At 69.8% G+C, this 16,227-nt stretch carries 13 protein-coding genes; 7 read left to right on the top strand and 6 right to left on the bottom strand.

Annotation, left to right across the window (positions count from 1 at the left end):
* Window positions 1-123: 123 nt before the first annotated feature.
* From D7X32_RS00440 to D7X32_RS00425, 4 genes are all read left to right on the top strand, one after another.
* Window positions 124-1,509, top strand: a complete 1,386-nt coding sequence (locus D7X32_RS00440) for an FHA and sigma-54 interaction domain-containing protein (protein WP_244238783.1) — start codon at window positions 124-126, stop codon at window positions 1,507-1,509.
* 18 nt (window positions 1,510-1,527) lie between these two features.
* Window positions 1,528-2,640, top strand: a complete 1,113-nt coding sequence (locus D7X32_RS00435) for an ADYC domain-containing protein (protein ID WP_244238782.1) — start codon at window positions 1,528-1,530, stop codon at window positions 2,638-2,640.
* Window positions 2,637-6,407 (top strand): bifunctional serine/threonine-protein kinase/formylglycine-generating enzyme family protein, encoded by a 3,771-nt coding sequence (locus tag D7X32_RS00430; RefSeq protein ID WP_120600490.1) that lies wholly within the window; start codon window positions 2,637-2,639, stop codon window positions 6,405-6,407. The genes D7X32_RS00435 and D7X32_RS00430 overlap by 4 nt, the downstream gene beginning before the upstream one ends.
* A gap of 180 nt (window positions 6,408-6,587) precedes the next feature.
* Window positions 6,588-7,337, top strand: a complete 750-nt coding sequence (locus D7X32_RS00425; protein ID WP_120600489.1) for a RhiA family protein — start codon at window positions 6,588-6,590, stop codon at window positions 7,335-7,337.
* 45 nt (window positions 7,338-7,382) lie between these two features.
* Here D7X32_RS00425 and D7X32_RS45225 read toward each other — a convergent pair whose 3' ends face one another.
* A complete protein-coding gene (locus tag D7X32_RS45225) occupies window positions 7,383-8,147 on the bottom strand; it encodes an alpha/beta fold hydrolase (RefSeq protein WP_158625547.1) in 765 nt (254 codons plus the stop codon).
* A 255-nt stretch (window positions 8,148-8,402) separates the two neighbouring features.
* Between D7X32_RS45225 and D7X32_RS44800 the strand changes: the two genes are divergently transcribed.
* Window positions 8,403-9,419, top strand: a complete 1,017-nt coding sequence (locus tag D7X32_RS44800; protein ID WP_147449954.1) for an AraC family transcriptional regulator — start codon at window positions 8,403-8,405, stop codon at window positions 9,417-9,419.
* A gap of 59 nt (window positions 9,420-9,478) precedes the next feature.
* Here the strand turns inward: D7X32_RS44800 and D7X32_RS00410 are convergent, their stop codons facing one another.
* From D7X32_RS00410 to D7X32_RS00400, 3 genes are all read right to left on the bottom strand, one after another.
* Entirely contained in the window at window positions 9,479-10,507 is a 1,029-nt protein-coding gene (locus tag D7X32_RS00410) for a hypothetical protein (protein WP_120600487.1), read from the bottom strand.
* Between the two features lie 233 nt (window positions 10,508-10,740).
* On the bottom strand, window positions 10,741-11,316 hold the full coding sequence (locus D7X32_RS00405) for a class I SAM-dependent DNA methyltransferase (RefSeq protein WP_120600486.1): 576 nt from the start codon (window positions 11,314-11,316) through the stop codon (window positions 10,741-10,743).
* Window positions 11,317-11,424: 108 nt separating this feature from the next.
* The gene (locus D7X32_RS00400; protein WP_244238781.1) at window positions 11,425-12,354 is read right to left on the bottom strand and encodes a LysR family transcriptional regulator; all 930 of its coding nucleotides are present in this window, start codon (window positions 12,352-12,354) and stop codon (window positions 11,425-11,427) included.
* Window positions 12,355-12,402: 48 nt separating this feature from the next.
* On the opposite strand from D7X32_RS00400, the gene D7X32_RS00395 reads away from it, so the two are divergent.
* The gene (locus D7X32_RS00395) at window positions 12,403-13,272 is read left to right on the top strand and encodes an aldo/keto reductase family oxidoreductase (protein WP_120600484.1); all 870 of its coding nucleotides are present in this window, start codon (window positions 12,403-12,405) and stop codon (window positions 13,270-13,272) included.
* Between the two features lie 455 nt (window positions 13,273-13,727).
* Here the strand turns inward: D7X32_RS00395 and D7X32_RS00390 are convergent, their stop codons facing one another.
* Window positions 13,728-14,258: a hypothetical protein gene (locus D7X32_RS00390; protein ID WP_120600483.1), complete on the bottom strand. Its 531-nt coding sequence runs from the start codon at window positions 14,256-14,258 to the stop codon at window positions 13,728-13,730.
* 107 nt (window positions 14,259-14,365) lie between these two features.
* Here D7X32_RS00390 and D7X32_RS00385 point away from each other — a divergent pair, with 107 nt between their 5' ends.
* Window positions 14,366-14,851: a putative immunity protein gene (locus D7X32_RS00385; protein WP_244238780.1), complete on the top strand. Its 486-nt coding sequence runs from the start codon at window positions 14,366-14,368 to the stop codon at window positions 14,849-14,851.
* A gap of 352 nt (window positions 14,852-15,203) precedes the next feature.
* Here D7X32_RS00385 and D7X32_RS00375 read toward each other — a convergent pair whose 3' ends face one another.
* Window positions 15,204-16,124, bottom strand: coding sequence for a pyridoxal-phosphate dependent enzyme (locus D7X32_RS00375; RefSeq protein WP_120600532.1), 921 nt, complete (start codon window positions 16,122-16,124; stop codon window positions 15,204-15,206).
* Window positions 16,125-16,227 lie beyond the last annotated feature (103 nt).

Below are 16,227 nucleotides of genomic sequence, written 5' to 3'. Positions count from 1 at the left end.
CGCACCCCCCAGGGGTGCGTCATTTTCCGCTGTCAGAATGACGAATCGGGCGGCCTGTCAATATACAGCATGAACAGGTCTTTCCGGTTTCCATCTGCTTGCAATAGGATGGGTGCCGGCAAGATGACCGACGATACCCTCAGCGCCGAGCACGCGCCCTCTGCTGAAGGCGGAACCGGAGCGGCGGCGCTCGTCCTTGCCTATACGCGTGACACGTTCATCGGGGATGAACGGCATGGGCTTGGAAGCGGCGCGACGCTCCTGGGGCGTGGCGCCCCCCTCTTCTCCCGCGTCGCCCTGGACGATGCCCGGCTCTCCCGTGGCCATGCGCGCATCGAACACGTCGGGGGGACCTGGTTCGTCGAAGACCTGGGAAGCCACAATGGCACCCGTCTCAATGGACGACAGCTCACGGGACGCGCCCCCCTCGCGTGGGGAGACGTCCTTCGAATGGGGGACACGCTGTTTGTCTTCGCCGAGGCCTCCGAGGCCTCGAATGACGAACAGCGTATCGACGGACTGGTGGGCAGGAGCGCGGCGCTGACGCGGCTTCACCGCGACCTCGAGCGGGCGGCGCGGTATGAGCAGTCGGTGCTCATCCTGGGCGAAACCGGGACGGGCAAGGAGGTCGTGGCGCGCGCGCTCCATGAAATGAGCGGCCGCGAGGGGCCCTTCATCGCGCTCAACTGCGGAGGCGTCGCGGAGAGCGTGCTGGACAGCGAGCTGTTCGGGCATGTGCGCGGTGCGTTCACTGGCGCGGCGGCCTCCCGGGACGGGCTTCTGCGCGAGGCGCATGGGGGCACGCTGTTCCTGGACGAACTGGGGGAGATGCCGCCCATGCTCCAGGTCAAGCTGCTCCGCGTGCTGGAGACGCGGCGGGTCCGCGCCCTGGGAGGGACGCAGGAGCTTCCCATCGACGTGCGGGTGCTCGCGGCCACCCACCGGGACCTCGTCTCGCAGGTGAACGAGGCCGCCTTCCGTGCGGACCTCTACGCGAGGCTCGTCCAGTGGCGCCTCCTGATGCCCCCCCTGCGCGAGCGCCGCGAGGACATCGCGCCGCTCGCGCTCCACCTGCTCGGCCGCATGAAGGCCGAAGCCCGGCCCATCGGCGTGGGCCTCGCCGAGGCGCTGCTCCTGCATGACTGGCCGCTCAACGTGCGGGGCCTGCTCAACGTGCTCTCCATCGCGGTCATCGCTTCGGACGGAGGACCGCTGAAACTGGGGATGCAGGTGGAGCACGAGCTGAAGGCGGAGCGGCGGATGCTGACGGCCAGGCCTCCCGCGCCGGCGTCAGCGGAGGAGGGCTCCTCCCAGCCTCCTGCTCCGCGTCCGGCGCGCGCCGTCGAATCCACCCCCCAGGAGTTGGAGACCCACCTGCGCGCGCACCAGGGAAAGGTCGCGGAAGTCGCCCGGCACCTCGGGTGCTCGCGGCAGCAGGTGTATCGGTGGATCGAGGACTTCGGGCTCGAGCTGGACCACTACCGCGTCCCCCCGCCGCGCCTCGGTTGAGACTTCCCAGAGGGCCCCATGCGTTCGCTCCTTCCCCTGTCGATGATGGCCTTGATGGCGGCGCTGAGCGGCCAGGACTGTGCCGTGCCCATCGCATCCGGGCCGCGGGCCCAGGCCTCCCGCGCGGCCACGCCCCCCCAGCCGGATCACGTCAATCCTCAGGCGCCAAGCCCTACCGGCTGGGCTGGAGTCGATGGCGGCAGCGTCTTCTTCCAGAAACGGTTCGGCGGTGGCGCCGGCATCTGGACGGGAAGCGATGGGCGGCTCTATCGAATCACCGAGAGCCCGCCCGTGGACCCGTGCCTGCCCGCGGTCCTTCAAGACGCGGGCGCCCAGCTCAAGCTCTATTCCGTGACCGATGTCGCACTGAACCGCAACGTCTGCGCAGGCAAGGGCTATCGCACGCAGAACCCCAATGAATGCTCACCGGACGCGGGTGACTTCTATCAAGGGAAGGCCGTGATCCTCCCCGGCTGCTGGATGCCGGATGGAGGATTCAACGACGGAGGCGGCGACGCGCCCTGTTTCACGGCGAGTTGCACGACGGGCGCGGTCGGCGTCTGCGCGCACTGGGGCTACCTCCCGGATCAGGAGTGGGATGGAGGCCCCCCGCTCGCGCGGCTGTTCCAGGCGTGTGTGCGGGCCGCGCGCGCCGACTACAACGGTGACGGCGAGCCCTTCACGTGCCAGGGCACCTACGTCGACTTCGTCGACGGCCATGGCATCCAGACCCAGGACACCTTCGACGGCGGAGGGCTTCCGCCGCTGCTCTTCGAGGCCGCCTGGAACGAGCAAGGCGCCCTGCCCTTCGGAGTGATGCCAGGCGGGGAAAGGTGTCTGCGTCCGCGTTACGCCCCCGCCCCCCTCTCGAGCATCCGGGGGGCGCCAGGAACGCACCTGACGGCGAGCTACGACTGCCAGCAGCCCGGTGACGCGGGGACCCCCTTGAGGGAGTACTTCGATGGGGGCGTGCCCTTCCTGTTGCTGACCCAGACCTGGAAGAACGAGTACTGCGTCACGGACGATGGGTCGGGAGGCGGGCTCCGCACCCGGTGTCCCTCGTGCGGCGGGGATCCCCTCGGGCCCAAGACCTGTGAGGGTGGGAACTGCGCGCTTCCTCCGATGCCTTGAGCGCCTCAGGCCCAGAGGGCTGGGAGCCTCCCCCAGCGTTCGACGAGTACCGCCTCATCCGCCTGCTGGGCCAGGGGGGAATGGGCCGCGTCTACCTGGCCGAAGACACGGCACTCCAGCGGAGGGTCGCCATCAAGTTCATCGGCGCCGAGCGGTCCGGCCCGGGCCAGCGCGACCGGCTCTTCGCCGAGGCCCGGGCGCTCGCCCGCCTCCGCCATCCGAACGTGGTGACGGTGTACCGGGTCTCGGAAGTGGGCTCCCACCCCTATCTGGTGCAGGAGTTCCTCCCCGGCGACTCATTGAGGAGCCTGTCCACGCCGCTCCCCCCGGAGCGGGTCCTGGCCATCGCCCTGGGACTGGGCCGGGGACTGGCCGCCGCGCACCGCGCGCAGGTGCTTCACCGCGACCTCAAACCGGACAACGTCATGGTGCTTCCAGATGGCGAGGTGAAGCTCGTCGACTTCGGGCTCGCCCTGTCCTGGACGGCGGCTCCGGGGGACGCCGCGCCCGCGGCCCGGCCCCCCGTCCCCATCGCTGGCACGCGCGGGTACATGGCGCCGGAGGCTTTGCGTGGCGAACCGCCCGGCCCGCGGGGAGATGTCTATGGCCTGGGCATGGTGCTTCATGAACTGCTGGCGGGCCATCGCCCCTTCGACGAGCCCACCGCGAGCGGAGCGGTGGACGACCCCAGGGCCCCCGAAGCGCGCCCCCCCGGCCCGGCGCCGGAGCCATCCGGAAGCGGGCTCGGCGTCCGCCTGCGCGCCATCCTCCTCCGGTGTCTTGAATACGATCCGGCGCGGCGCTTCGCCTCCGCCGACACCCTGTGCGCGGAGCTCGAGCGCCTGAAGGAGGACGGCGACCCGGTGCCGGTCCCCCCCGGCAATCCCTATCGCGGGCTCCAGGCCTTCGACGCGGAGCACCGGGGGGTCTTCTTCGGACGCGGCGCGGAGATCCGCGCCATCCATGAGCGGCTTCGCTCCCAGGCGCTGGTGCTCGTCGCGGGGGACTCGGGCGTGGGCAAGTCCTCGTTGTGCCGGGCGGGAGTGTCGCCGCTCGTCACGCAAGCGGGGCTCGAGGACGGCTGTGCATACACCGTGCTGTCGCTCCTGCCCGGGCGCCGGCCCTTCACGGCGTTGGTTGCCGCGGTGGCGAGCCGGCTCGGCCTGTCCGAGGAGACACTGGCCGCCCAGGTGCGGCGTGAGCCCGCGGCCATGGCACGGACCCTGCGCGCCGCCGGGCCCACGCGGGGCACCCTGCTGTTCATCGATCAGCTCGAGGAGCTGTTCACCCAGAGCGAGCCGGACGAGGCGTCCGCCTTCACGCAGGTGCTCGGGCACCTGGCCATCCTGGCCCGGGGGGTGCGCACGCTGGCCACGGTGCGAGGGGACTTCTTCACGCGGCTGGCGGCGCTGCCGGGGCTGGAGGATGAAGTGGCGCGCGCCCTCTTCCTCGTCAAGCCGCTGGGCCCGGAAGGAACGCGCGAGGCCGTAGTGGGTCCGGCGCGCGTGACGGGCGTCGCGTTCGAGACGGAGGCCCTGGTGGACACGCTCGTGGCGTCCTCCGCCCACGCCCCGGGAGGACTGCCCCTCCTCCAGTTCACGCTCGCCGAGCTGTGGGATGCACGCGACCGGGCGGCCCAGCACATCCGGGAGGCGTCGCTGGAGGCGCTCGGGGGCGTGGCCGGGGCCCTGGGCCGTCACGCGGACGGAGCGCTGGCGGCGCTGGCCCCCGCTGCGCGCCTGGCGGCTCGCGGCCTGCTCTTGCGACTCATCAGCCCGGAAGGCACCCGGGTCCGGCGGACCACCGGGGAACTCGGTGCCGAGACCTCCGCGAATCGCCTCGCGCTGGAGGCCCTGGTCCGGGCGCGGCTCGTCGTGGTCCGGCAGGACGGCGAGGCGCACGTCCACGAGGTGGCGCACGAAGCCCTGCTCGAGGGTTGGTCCACCCTGCGCGGATGGCTTGAAGCGGCCCACCAGGAGCGGCAGGTGCTCGAGCGGGTGAGGCTCGCCGCGGCCGGCTGGGAGCGCGCGGACCGCCCCGCCTCGGCGCTCTGGAGCCGGCGTGAGCTCGACGCGGTGACCGCGGCCGGCAAGCTCGCGCTGACGCGGCGGGAAGCGGCATTCCTCAAGGCCTCGCGGCGGGCGCTCCGGCGCACCTTCGCGCGGCGCCTGGGGCTGGTGCTGGCCCTGCCCCTCACCGCGATGGTGGCGGGGGGGACGGCCTGGCTGAAGGGCCGCCACGCGCTGGAGCGCACGGTGCAGGAGCACCTGGATGAAGCCCGGGCGTCCATCACCGAAGCCCGGGCCCACCATGCCGCGGCGAAGGCCTCGCGCGCGGACGCCTTCCAGGGATGGGACGCGCGAGGGGAGCGCGCCCTCACCGGTGCTCCGGTCGTGGGAGAGGGAGGGCCGCCGGAGGAGACCTGGGCCGAGGCACGAAAGAGCGATGGCCGCGCGGACGAGGCCTACCAGCGCGCCACGCAGGCGCTCGACACCGCCCTGCTGCTGGACGGCTCGCGGCGGGAGGCCCGCGGACTGCTCGCGGAGGTCCTGACCGGGCGCATGGAGCTGGCGGAGTGGTTCTTCCGTCCCGGACAGCGGCGCGAAGCCCTGCGCAGGCTGGCGAGCCTCGATGACGACGGCACCGGCCAACGCCGGCTCCTCGCACCGCCGGTCCTGGACCTCACCACGGAGCCGCCGGGCGCGGAGGTGCTGCTCCAGCACGACACGGGCGTGCCCGAAGCGCCCAGGCTGTCCGAAGGCATCTCCCTGGGCCCGACGCCCATCGCGTCGCACGCCCTCGCTACGGGCCCGGGGTCCTATGTCCTCACCTTCCAGGCGCCGGGCCTGGCGCGCGCCGTCCTGCCAGTGGTGCTCTCACCGGGAGAGCACCTCCAGGCGCGCATCCCCCTGCCGCGGGCGGCCGACATCCCGGAGGGCTTCGTCTACATCCCGCCGGGCCGTTTCCTCTTTGGAAGCAGCGACGACGAGGCCCTGCGGCGCGAGTTCCTCCAGGCCCCCCCGCTCCGGCAGGTGACGACCGGGGGTTACCTCATCGCCCGCCATGAGGTGACGTTCGCCGAGTGGCTCGCGTTCCTTGAGGCGCTGCCACCGGACGAGCGGAGGCGACGGACGCCCGGCGTGCGGTCGACGGCCGGCGCGCTGGCGCTCACCCGGGAGAAGGCGGGCTGGCGGCTCATGCTGCAGCCCACGCAGCACCCCCTCTATGCGAGCAGCGGCGAGCCCATCCGTTACCCGGGCCGCGCCCACAGGGCCGTGCAGGACTGGTTGCGCTTTCCCATCTCGGCCATCTCGCTGGAGGACGCACGGGCGTACCTCGCATGGCTGGACCACTCCGGGCGCATTCCGGGAGCCCGGCTGTGTTCCGAATACGAGTGGGAGCGCGCGGCGCGTGGCGCGGACGCCCGCCTGTTTCCCATGGGCGACCTGCTCGCGCCGGACGACGCGAACTTCGATGAGACCTATGGCCGGCAGCCACTGGGCTTCGGCCCGGACGAGGTGGGGGCCCACCCTGCTTCCGCCAGCCCCTTCGGGGTGATGGACCTGGCCGGCAACGTCATCGAATGGGTGCGGTCGGTCCGCGAGCCCGGAGAGGCGGTGGCCCGCGGCGGGTCCTGGTACTACGACCGGATCTCCAACCGCTCCAACTCGCGAATGCCCAACGAGCCCTGGTTGAGGGACATCCGCATCGGCCTCCGCGTCTGCGCGCCCGCCCCGGTTCCGCTTCCCGCCCCGCAGCGAGACTGAAGCCGCCCGCGTCCTGGACATGTCCGGACATGTCCAGGACATGCGCGCGCACGCGACAGCGCCACCTCCGCCACTGCCGTCGCCGTTTCAGCGCGGGTTGGCACGACGTGTGCTGAACAAACTTCACCATTTTGTTCAGCCGCACCAGCCAACAGCAGTCACCACACCGGAGAGAAACCCATGATGTTTGCCATGGACGTGTCGCCAGAGATGACGCTCCCGAAAGATGAGAGCGCTTACATTGCCAAGGTGGATGCACGGGAGCGTGGAGGAGATACGCCCAATGGCTTCGAGGCGGGGGCCGTGAAGTCAGCCAACGACGGCACGACCTACTCCCTCACCATGGTGAATCAATCCGCCCAGCCGTGGATTTTCTATGTCTATCAGACGTTTCCGCAACAGACGAGCGACATCTTCTCGCTCGCATGGCTCGCCAGCCCGTACAAGATCGTGCCGAAAGCACAGATTACCTTCAAGTGGCAGGTCAACTACACCTTCCTCTGGGCACAGACGGGTGTCCTCCAGCCCGGCGTGTCGTTCGTGGCAGGGATGTCAATCGATGCGGACCCAGCAGCCGGTGACACGACCCAGTTTTCGGTGAACCCTGGCCCGAACCTGACTCCGGCGCAGCCCGGCGGCGGCCTCGGGACCTTGACCATCTACGATCAGTCGGATGTCCCCAACTCCCAGTTCTCGGTGGGCATCGGAATGGGGGACGCCGGGACGTTCGCGACCCAGGCCGGCACCAACCTCAAGCATGTCTTTACGCCCACGCCCTCGTATTGGGTTGCGGCTGGGATTGACCAGAAAGTGGGGACGGTGCTGGACATCCAGACAGTCACCCAGACGGCGCCAATCATCTACCCGGCCAATGTCTACTCACTCACTGCGACGCTGCAAAACGACAATACGTGGACCGTCACACCCTGAGGGCTGTCCCTGCTCTCGTGTTCGCGAGCCGACCCGGCGGGCCAATCATCCGGCACGTCGGGGCTGGCGGCCCAAGAGGAACGCCGTGAGCAATGGGGCCACTGCGTCGGGGCGCTCGTAGTGAGGCAGGTGCCCGGCGTCGTCGATGATGTGGAACTCCGCGTGAGGCAGGGCCGCGCGGACCTCTTCGGCGATGTGGAGGGGCGTGATCCGGTCGTCGCGGCCCCACAGCAGCAGCGTGGGGACGCGGAGCCCGGCCACACGGTGAAAGGCCGGCGCCGCGGTGTGGATGGCCATGTGTCGCAGCGTCGAGAGCAGCGCGTGGCCGAATCCCGCGATGCGCGTGGAGGGCAGGAAGCGGGCCTCGAGTTCCGGAATCAGCTCGGGGCGGCGTGAATAGCCCGGCAGCCGCGCTCTCAGCTGCCGCTCGCCCATCACCGCGAAGAGGGCTTCCCCCAGCACGGGCACGTGCATGAGCCGAACCCCCAGCGACAGCTTCGTTCCGAAGCCATCCGGTTCGATGAGGCAGAGGCTCCGGACGCGCTCGGGATTCCGGTCCACGTACTGCACCGCCAGCAGCCCGCCGAAGGCGAGTCCCACCAGGTGCACCGGCGCGTGGAACCCCAGCGCGGCCAGCAGCTCCGTGAGCTGCTGTTCATACAGCTCCGGGCCGTATCTCACCTTCGGCCGGTCCGAGTACCCCCGGCCAAACAGGTCATAGCGCAGCACCCGGTGGCCCGCGCGCACGAGCGGCTCGACCAGGGGCTCCCAGATGAACAGCGGCAGTGTGGCGCCGGGAATCAACACCACGGCGGAGCCTCCTTCGGGGCCGTCCAGCAGGTAGTGTGTCTGCCCATGGCTCAGGGTGATGAATCGCCCCGGAGCCGCCGCCCGGAGCCGCGCGTCGAGGGGAATTGACGAAAGGGTTCGCATGGCCAGTGAGTAGCGCCGGGCCCCATGGCGCGGAAGGGACCGCTCGCGACGAAGAGGGGACCTCTTGCGCCACCTCGCGCGCTTGAGCCGGACCCGTGTTGTGCGTAGCGTCCGGAAGACGAGGGCATCGCCATGGCCACCTCCATCGTCTCCACGCAATTGCCCCGGCTCATCCTGGACACGGTCGCGGCGAAGGGCGCGAACGCCGACGCCCTGGCTCGCGGTGCCGGAGTGGATCGGACAAGGCTGACGGACGCGCACACGCGCATCGCCCTGCCTCGTGGCCACCTGCTCTGGGAGCATGCGGCCGCGGCTGTCGGCGACCCGCACTTCGGGCTCCATCTGGCCACGACCTTCCAGCCCGGCCAGTTCGACCTCTTCGATTATCTGTGCCGGACCGCCGCGACCCTGGGGGCGGGGCTCCACCTCGCGAGCCGTCACTTGCGGTTGTTGCATGATGGCGCCGAGCTCCATCTCGCGATGTCGGAGCGCCGCGCGACGCTCCGCTATCGCTGCCCGAACCGCCCCGCCGGACCTGGACGACAGGAGGCGGAATTCACGCTCGCGCGGCTGCTGACCTTCGCGCGCGAGGCCACGGGCCAGCCGTTGGTTCCCTTCCAGGTGGGCTTCACCCACGCGGCCCCGCGTGGGCAGGACGTCCTCGCCGAGGCCTTCGGTACGACGCGGCTGGCCTTCCGTCAGGAGTCCTGCACGCTCACGCTGCCCCGGGACATGCTCTCCCTCCCCCTGCGCCAGGCGGATGGCGGATTGCACGCCCTGCTCCTTCGCCACGTGGACCTGCTGGCACGCGAGGCGACACGCCCCGTGGGTTGGCGTGAGCGGCTCCAGGCCCAGGTCGAAGAGGCACTGGAGCGAGGAGAGCCGTCGCTCGCCAGCGTGTGCGCGCGCCTGGGAATGAGCCCGCGCGGACTCCAGCGCCGGCTCAAGGCCGAGGGGCGGACCTTCCGCGAAGTGACCGAGGACGCGCGCCTGGAGAAAGCCCGCCGCCTGCTTGCAGACGACTCGCTCAACGTCGCGGGTATCGCGCAGCGCGTGGGCTATTCGGATGCACGGGCCCTGCGACGGGCCTTCCAGCGCTGGACAGGGATGAGCCCGGGGCGCTACCGCCGGAGCACATCCGCCGCGTGAGCCGTGGGCTCCACTGGCTCGCTGCTTCCACATCACAGCCCACAGCACGCGAGAGGCGCCTACAGGAACTCGTCCCCTCCCCCAGTCTCCGGCTCCTGTGCGGAGAGGAGAACATCCCCGGGCCGCTGCTCCACGCGGAGGCCCAGACCCATGGCCGTCAACTCCTCGATCGCGGCGAGGACCTCCATGACGGGCTGGACATCGGCAACCCGGGCAGGCACGGCGATGCGCTCGAGACGCGAGCCCACCTGCTCCAACAGCGCGTGAGGAGGGAGTGCCTCGATGTATCGGCCATACAGATAGGCGGGCGCGCTCAGAACGGCGACCTCGGAGGGCGAGACGGTCGCGACAAACGTATCGAAGCGCGCCCTCACCTCCTCCACCGGAGTGTCCTGACGCCACAGGCCGAGCAGGGAGCGCAGGAAGTCCATCAACGGTTGCGACCGGGACGAGCCCAGCTGGGCCGAGGCGACCTCCAGCGCCCGCTCGGCGCGTGCGGGGTCGGGCTCGACGAAGAACAGCGGCAGCACCTCCTCGACGCCTGGAGTGTAGAGGGGCTCGGCGAGTCGCTCCGGCGCACCCGCGAACGAGCGCAGCGTCCCGGGTTCGAGCGGCTCACCCGCCAGCCAGCGGCACCACAGCGCCTCGAGCGAGCCCGCGGCGAGCGATGCGCGGCGCAGCAGATGGGTTCGTGCCTGCTCCACGCCTCCGAACAACAAGACGGTCACCAGGTCCTCGGCGGGAGGCCCCTCGGGGAACTCGAGCGCATCCCCCCCCGTCCAGCGCGCGTACCGTTTGCGCTTCAGGTCGTGCTGGACCTCGCGCGCCACCTCGCTCCACGCGGACCAGGGCACACCGAGCGCCGCGTAGGCCGTCCGGAGGCGCTCGTCCGCAGGGGCCGAGACCTCGTTGGGGCGCTTCTTGAAGTCGGCCCGCACGCGCTTGAGTTCCTTCGCGAGCGCGGGCAGCTCCTCCGCCGGACAGCCGCCGGTCAGGAGACGGAGGTGGGAGATGGGAACGCCGTGCAACTTGAGCAGCCAGGACTTGAACGCGGACCAGGCGGGTGCGGAGAGGTGTCGGAATTCCACGGTCTGTCCTCGCTCAAGTGCCAGGTCCGCTCTCCCGCGATGGGGCGTCGGGCCATGTGGCCTGCTCCGTCATGATAGCTCCAGCCCGAGCCACGGAGGCCTGTCGTAGAGCAGGACGAGCACCGGCACCTGAGGCAGCGACCGGATTTTGGGTAGGCACAACGGTCGGGAGTCCGGTGTGCCGGCCATGCAAACGCCTCGGACCCGTGTGTCGCGGATGGCGAGAAGCCGCCTCATCCCGTCTTGCGAGCCAGGAAGTAGACGTTCCCGCCAGGGTCCGTGTGCGTCGCGTCCAGCGTGAGCCCGTGCGCGCGCAGCAGGTCGCGGTACCCGTCGACGCTGTACGAGTGATAGCGGAACGGGACGCCATTCATCGGCTCGCCGTCGATGGTGCCATGCGCGTCGCCTGAGGTGAAGAGGAACGCGGCGCCAGGTTTCAAGGCCCTCGCGATATTGGAGATCGCCTGTTCCTGCGCTTCGTGGCTCAAGTGGAACAAGACCCCCCAAGCGATCGCGGCGTCGAACGCCTGTTCCTGAAGCTCGCACGACTGGATGGGCGCACAGCGCACCGGCACGAGGGGGAAGTTCGCTTGAAATCGCGCCAGCAGCTCGCGGGAGCTGTCCACGCCCATCACGTGGCAGCCGTGCTCCAGCAGCACCCGTGTCAGCGGCAGTCCCGTGCCGCAGCCGACGTCCAGCACCGAGGCGCCGGCCGGAAGTGAGGCCGCGAGCGCTGTCACTTCCGGGACGCCCATGCGGCCTGCACGGTGGGATGCATACCAGTCCGCGATCAAATCGTACTCGTGCACGCGTCAGCCTCCTCCAGCGACAGGCTCCGCCTTCCCCCGGCCAAGGGGCCAGGTGACTCCCATTATTTCAGAAGCCTGACGGACTGAACTCGTCACCCACGCGAGACGTCAAGAAGCAGCGGATCCCTGCCTGGCGATATCGAGGATCGCGGCGCGCACGAAGGTGCATGCTTCGTCCTGGTCCAGCGCGGCGGGCCAGAGCAGGTCCAGGCCGCCAGCGGGATGCGCGAAGGGAAAGGGCGCGCTGCGAAGGTGCGGCCGCTGCCGCTGGAGCTGCGCCGTGAAGGCCTCGGGCAAGGTCGCCACCAGCTCGCTGCCGTCGACGATGGCGCCGATCGCGCTGAAGCTCGCGACCGAGCAGCGGACGCGCCGCTCGACTCCGAACCTGTCCTCGACCGTGCCGCGGAGGTCGCCGTTGAAGGAGACGATGACGTGCTCCTGCGCGAGATACATGCGCTTGCTGGGTCGCGCTCCGAGGCGCACGTGGCGCGGGTCGAACAGGCAGACGAAATGGCCGCGGATGAGCGGCGTGCGCAGGATGCCCCGCGGCACCTTGTCGATGACCGTGGCCGCGAGGTCGACGCGACGGGTCGTCAGCGCCTCGACCACCGTGCGGAACTGGACCGGCATGCAGACGAGCCGCATCTTGGGCGCGTCACGTCCGAGCCGGCGCAACAGCGGCGGCAGCAGCCACTCGTCCGCGAAGTCGGCGAGCCCGAGGCGGATGATCCGCTCGCTCGTGCGCGGATCGAAGCGCGCCGGTGCGAGCGCGGCCTGGAGCATCGCCTCGAGCAGCGGACGGACCTCGGTCACGAGGCGTGCCGCCCGGCTCGTCAGAATCACGCCGCGTCCGTGGCGCACGAGCATCGGCGTGTCCAGCGACTCGCTGAGCCGGGCGAGCGCCGCGCTCACCGCCGACTGCGTGAGGTAGAGCCCCGCGGCCGCCTTCGTGACCGAGCCCGTGTCGGCGACGGCGACGAGCACGCGCAGCAGGTTGAGGTCGAGATTCCTGGCACGAACAACGTTCATGATTGGCATGCATGCTATTTGCTGGTGTGAATTGTGGCCATCGCTAGATTTGAGCCCATGACGAATACAGACAAACTCGGCGGCCGGTTCACGTTCCCCGGCACATCGCTCACGGTGCACCGCATGGGCTACGGCGCCATGCAGCTCGCGGGCCCGCATGTCTGGGGACCGCCGCGTGATCCCGAAGCGGCCGCGGCGGTGCTGCGCGAGGCGATCTCGATTGGCATCGACCACTTCGATACGAGCGAAGCCTACGGACCACACGTCACGAACCAGCTCATTCGCGCCACGCTGCATCCGTATCCGAGGAACGTCGTGATCGTGTCGAAGCTGGGTGGCCGGCGTGGCGCGGACAAGTCGTGGCTCCCGGCGCTATCGCCCGCCGAGATCCGCTCGGACCTCCAGGACAACCTGCGCCACCTCGGGCTCGACGCGCTCGACGTCGTGAACTTGCGCATGATGAGCATGACGCCAACGGAAGGCCCGCTCGACAAAGAGCTCGCCGTCCTCATCGAACTCAAGCGCGAGGGGCTCATCCGCCACATCGGACTCAGCAACGTGACGGCACGTCAGGTCGAGCAGGCGCAAGCGCTCACCGAGATCGTGTGCGTGCAGAACCATTACAACCTGGCGCATCGCGGAGACGACGCGCTCATCGACGCGCTGGCGAAGCAGGGCATCGCCTACGTGCCGTTCTTCCCGCTCGGCGGCTTCACGCCGCTCCAGTCCTCGACGCTGTCGGAAGTCGCGAACGACCTGGACGCGACGCCGATGCAGGTCGCGCTCGCGTGGCTATTGCACCGCGCGCCGAACATCCTGCTCATCCCGGGCACGTCGTCGGTCGCGCACCTGCGAGAGAACGTGGCCGCGGCGTCACTCGTGCTGCCGGCAAAGAGCATCGCCGCGCTCGACGGAATCGCGCGTTAAGGCACCAGGCCGTTCGTGTCGCTGCCGCTGCGCGCAAAGGGCCATCGTGCACGTCCGTGTCTGCTCCAGGTAATCGCGTCCTGTGCCTGCCCAAGGCCGGGGCGCTGCGTCATGGGTGCATCGAGTCCGCCCCATTGATCTCGACGGCCGCCATGCGGAGGTCGAGTATGTGTGGTTCACGGACGGCCAGGAAGTGGAGGGAGTCGTTCCGGAACGAGCCGGAAGAGCTGACCGCCAGCGGATGATCGCCGCCCTGGAACACGGTTCTACGGGCGGGCCTACTTCGTGTCCGAACCGAAGGGGCAAGCGGTCGGGCCGGAACTCGTCGTCCGGGATGACCGCGTGAGGCTCCCCGGGCAGGACGAACAACCCGTTTGCATCAGGCGAGGCTCCTTCAGGGGAATGCCCGGTATAGAGGCACCTGGAGCCCCGTTGCGAAGGGCCTCACACGCTCATCACTGACTGCCGCCACCCTCCCCGCCAGCAAGGAATGCCGCTTCGCGCACGGCAAAACGGTCGGGCTCCGGCTCGTGCCGGGCGCGGTCGAGGAAGGCGAGCGCCAGCGGTCGTGCTTCCGGGAGTGCCCGCTCCGCCAATCGGGCGCAATCGGCGAGGTGGACGATCAAGGTCGTGGCGTCGAATGGATTGGCCTCGACCCGCATGGCCTCTTCCCCTGCCTGGATGAGCACGCGGATGATCGAGGACTCCGTTTCTGGCGCTTTCTGGAAGAGCTCGATCAGCGCCTCGCAGAGCCCGTAGGCCGCCTTGCGTGTCGGACGCGCAACCAGCCTCGCCTCTATCGGCGCGAGGATCTCCGTACCGCGCTGGACCAGCTCGTGGGTGATGTGGAGAAGCGCCCATTCGCCAAGCGGATCGAGGTCGAGCGCGTCGAGCAGTTCCTCGAGCGAAGCCTTCTCGACGTTCCTGCGCGCGAACGCCCCCTGGTCATCCGCGTTGAGACCTATCAGCCGTTCCGGGAGTTTCATCTCGTTGGGTCCCCGTCGTACCGTCCATCGCCAACCCCATCGCGTCGACGAGGAGGCTCAGCGAGAATCGCTCGATGCCGATCCTACCGAAAGAGCGAGACCCCAGGTTGATCACGGTTCGTCGCGGCGGGAGCCTGACCGACGAGGACCACCACCTGCTCGCGGAGTGGGCCGCCGTCTGCGCGGAGCACGTCCTGCCCTTCTTCGAGACCGCGTGCCCCGAGGACGCGCGCCCCCGTGACGCCATCGCCGTGGGACGGGCGTGGATCCAGGGCGAGGTGCCGATGCGTGACGCCCACCGGACCGCGTTCGTGGCCAACGCCGCGGGTCGTGGGTTGCCTGACCCGGCCCGGTTCGCTGCGCTCGCGGCAGGCCAGGCCGTGGCCGTCGCCCACGTCGCCGCGCACTACCTGGGCGCGGCGGCGTACGCCATCCGGGCCGCCGCCGCGTCGGTCGCCGTGGGTGACGCGGAAAAGGCCCGCCTGAAGGAGCTGGGATGGCAGCGGAAGCGGATCCCCGCCGCCCTCCGTGAGCTGGTCCTCGAAGACCAGCGGGCGCGGAACGACATCTGCTGGGGCGTCTTCACCGGGTGATGCAGGTCAGAGACCTCACGCATTCGCGGTGCCGGTGTGCCCATCCGAAATTCGGTCACCTCGCCTCCAACAGCGCTCCAATTCCTCCTGGACCCGGGCGCAGCCGAGCCATGCCTGTTACCGGCTCAGGGTCACCTGCGCTCCGAGCGCCGGGGGCGATCGTGGGGAAGCGAGACAAGAACCCGGCCACGCGATTGCCACCGACGATCGGGCGCCGGGCCGCAGCCGCCACGCCGCCGCCGTCGGCGACCAGCACCACGTCAGGGGCGAGCACGTCGAGCAGGCCCTGCAGGTCGAACGTTCCTCCAGCTAGCCCCGGAGGCGCGGCACGACATCCGCCCACTCCCCCCTGTCATCGCGCCCGGCTGCTCAATGCTTGCAGATGCTCAACCGTGGCCGTGACGCCACCGCAGACAATCACCGCGATGCGTGACGCGGCGGCAAGCACCGGCGACGCCGCGTCGAGCGCGGCCAGTGCGGCCCCGCACGCGGGCTCCACCAGGATCCGGTGTTCGTCGAGAAACCGCAGTGAGGCCGCCACTGCTGCCGCATCGGACACAACGACGTTGTCGACCGCATGGCGCGTCGCCCACTCAACCGCCGCGTCGCAAGGCCGCTTCGCGCCGAGCGACGTGGCGATGCTCGTAATCCCTGGCAACTCGAATGGCCGCCCCTGCGCAACCGAACGCGCATAGCAGTCCGCGCCTTGGGTCTCGGCCGCGACGACCGGCACATCGCGCCAGCCGTTGCGCGCCAGCCCTTCGAGCACACCGCACAGCAACCCGCCGCCGCCCACCGCCAGCACGACTGCGTCGGGCTTCGGTCCGGCTGCCGCCATCTCGTCGATCATCGTCGCATGGCCCCGCCACAGCACCGGATCGTCGAATGGATGCACGAACGCGTCGTGCGCGCCGATCACGGATTGCGCGAACGTGTTCGCCTCCGCCCAAGAAGCGCCGTGGACGATCAACTCCGCGCCTTCGAGACGGATCAGGTCGCGTGCGCGCGCGGACGTGCTCTCCGGAACAACGACGAGCACGGGCACGCCAAGCTCGCGACCGGCATAGGCGACCGCGATGCCCGCGTTGCCGCCCGACGACGACACGAAACGACGGGCTCCCGCTGCGCGCCGCGCGTCGCATACCGCACCGACACCGCGCAGCTTGAACGAGCCGGACGGCTGCATCGCCTCGATCTTCAACAGGACGTCTTTGCCAAGCCGGCGGGACGCAGCTTGCGAACGGATGTAGGGAGTCTGGATATGGAGTGGCATGTGGAAGTGCGACAAACGTCCGCGCCGCGCGGACAGTCGTCATGACGCTGGCCAACCTAGATTGAGCCATCCATACTTCCCAATACTATTCAATGCAGTACGT

The organism is Corallococcus carmarthensis, from assembly GCF_003611695.1.
In the GTDB taxonomy this organism is placed as follows: Bacteria; Myxococcota; Myxococcia; order Myxococcales; family Myxococcaceae; genus Corallococcus; species Corallococcus carmarthensis.
The sequence above is the reverse complement of the archived record's forward strand: the minus strand, read 5'-3'. Positions and strand labels throughout refer to the sequence as shown.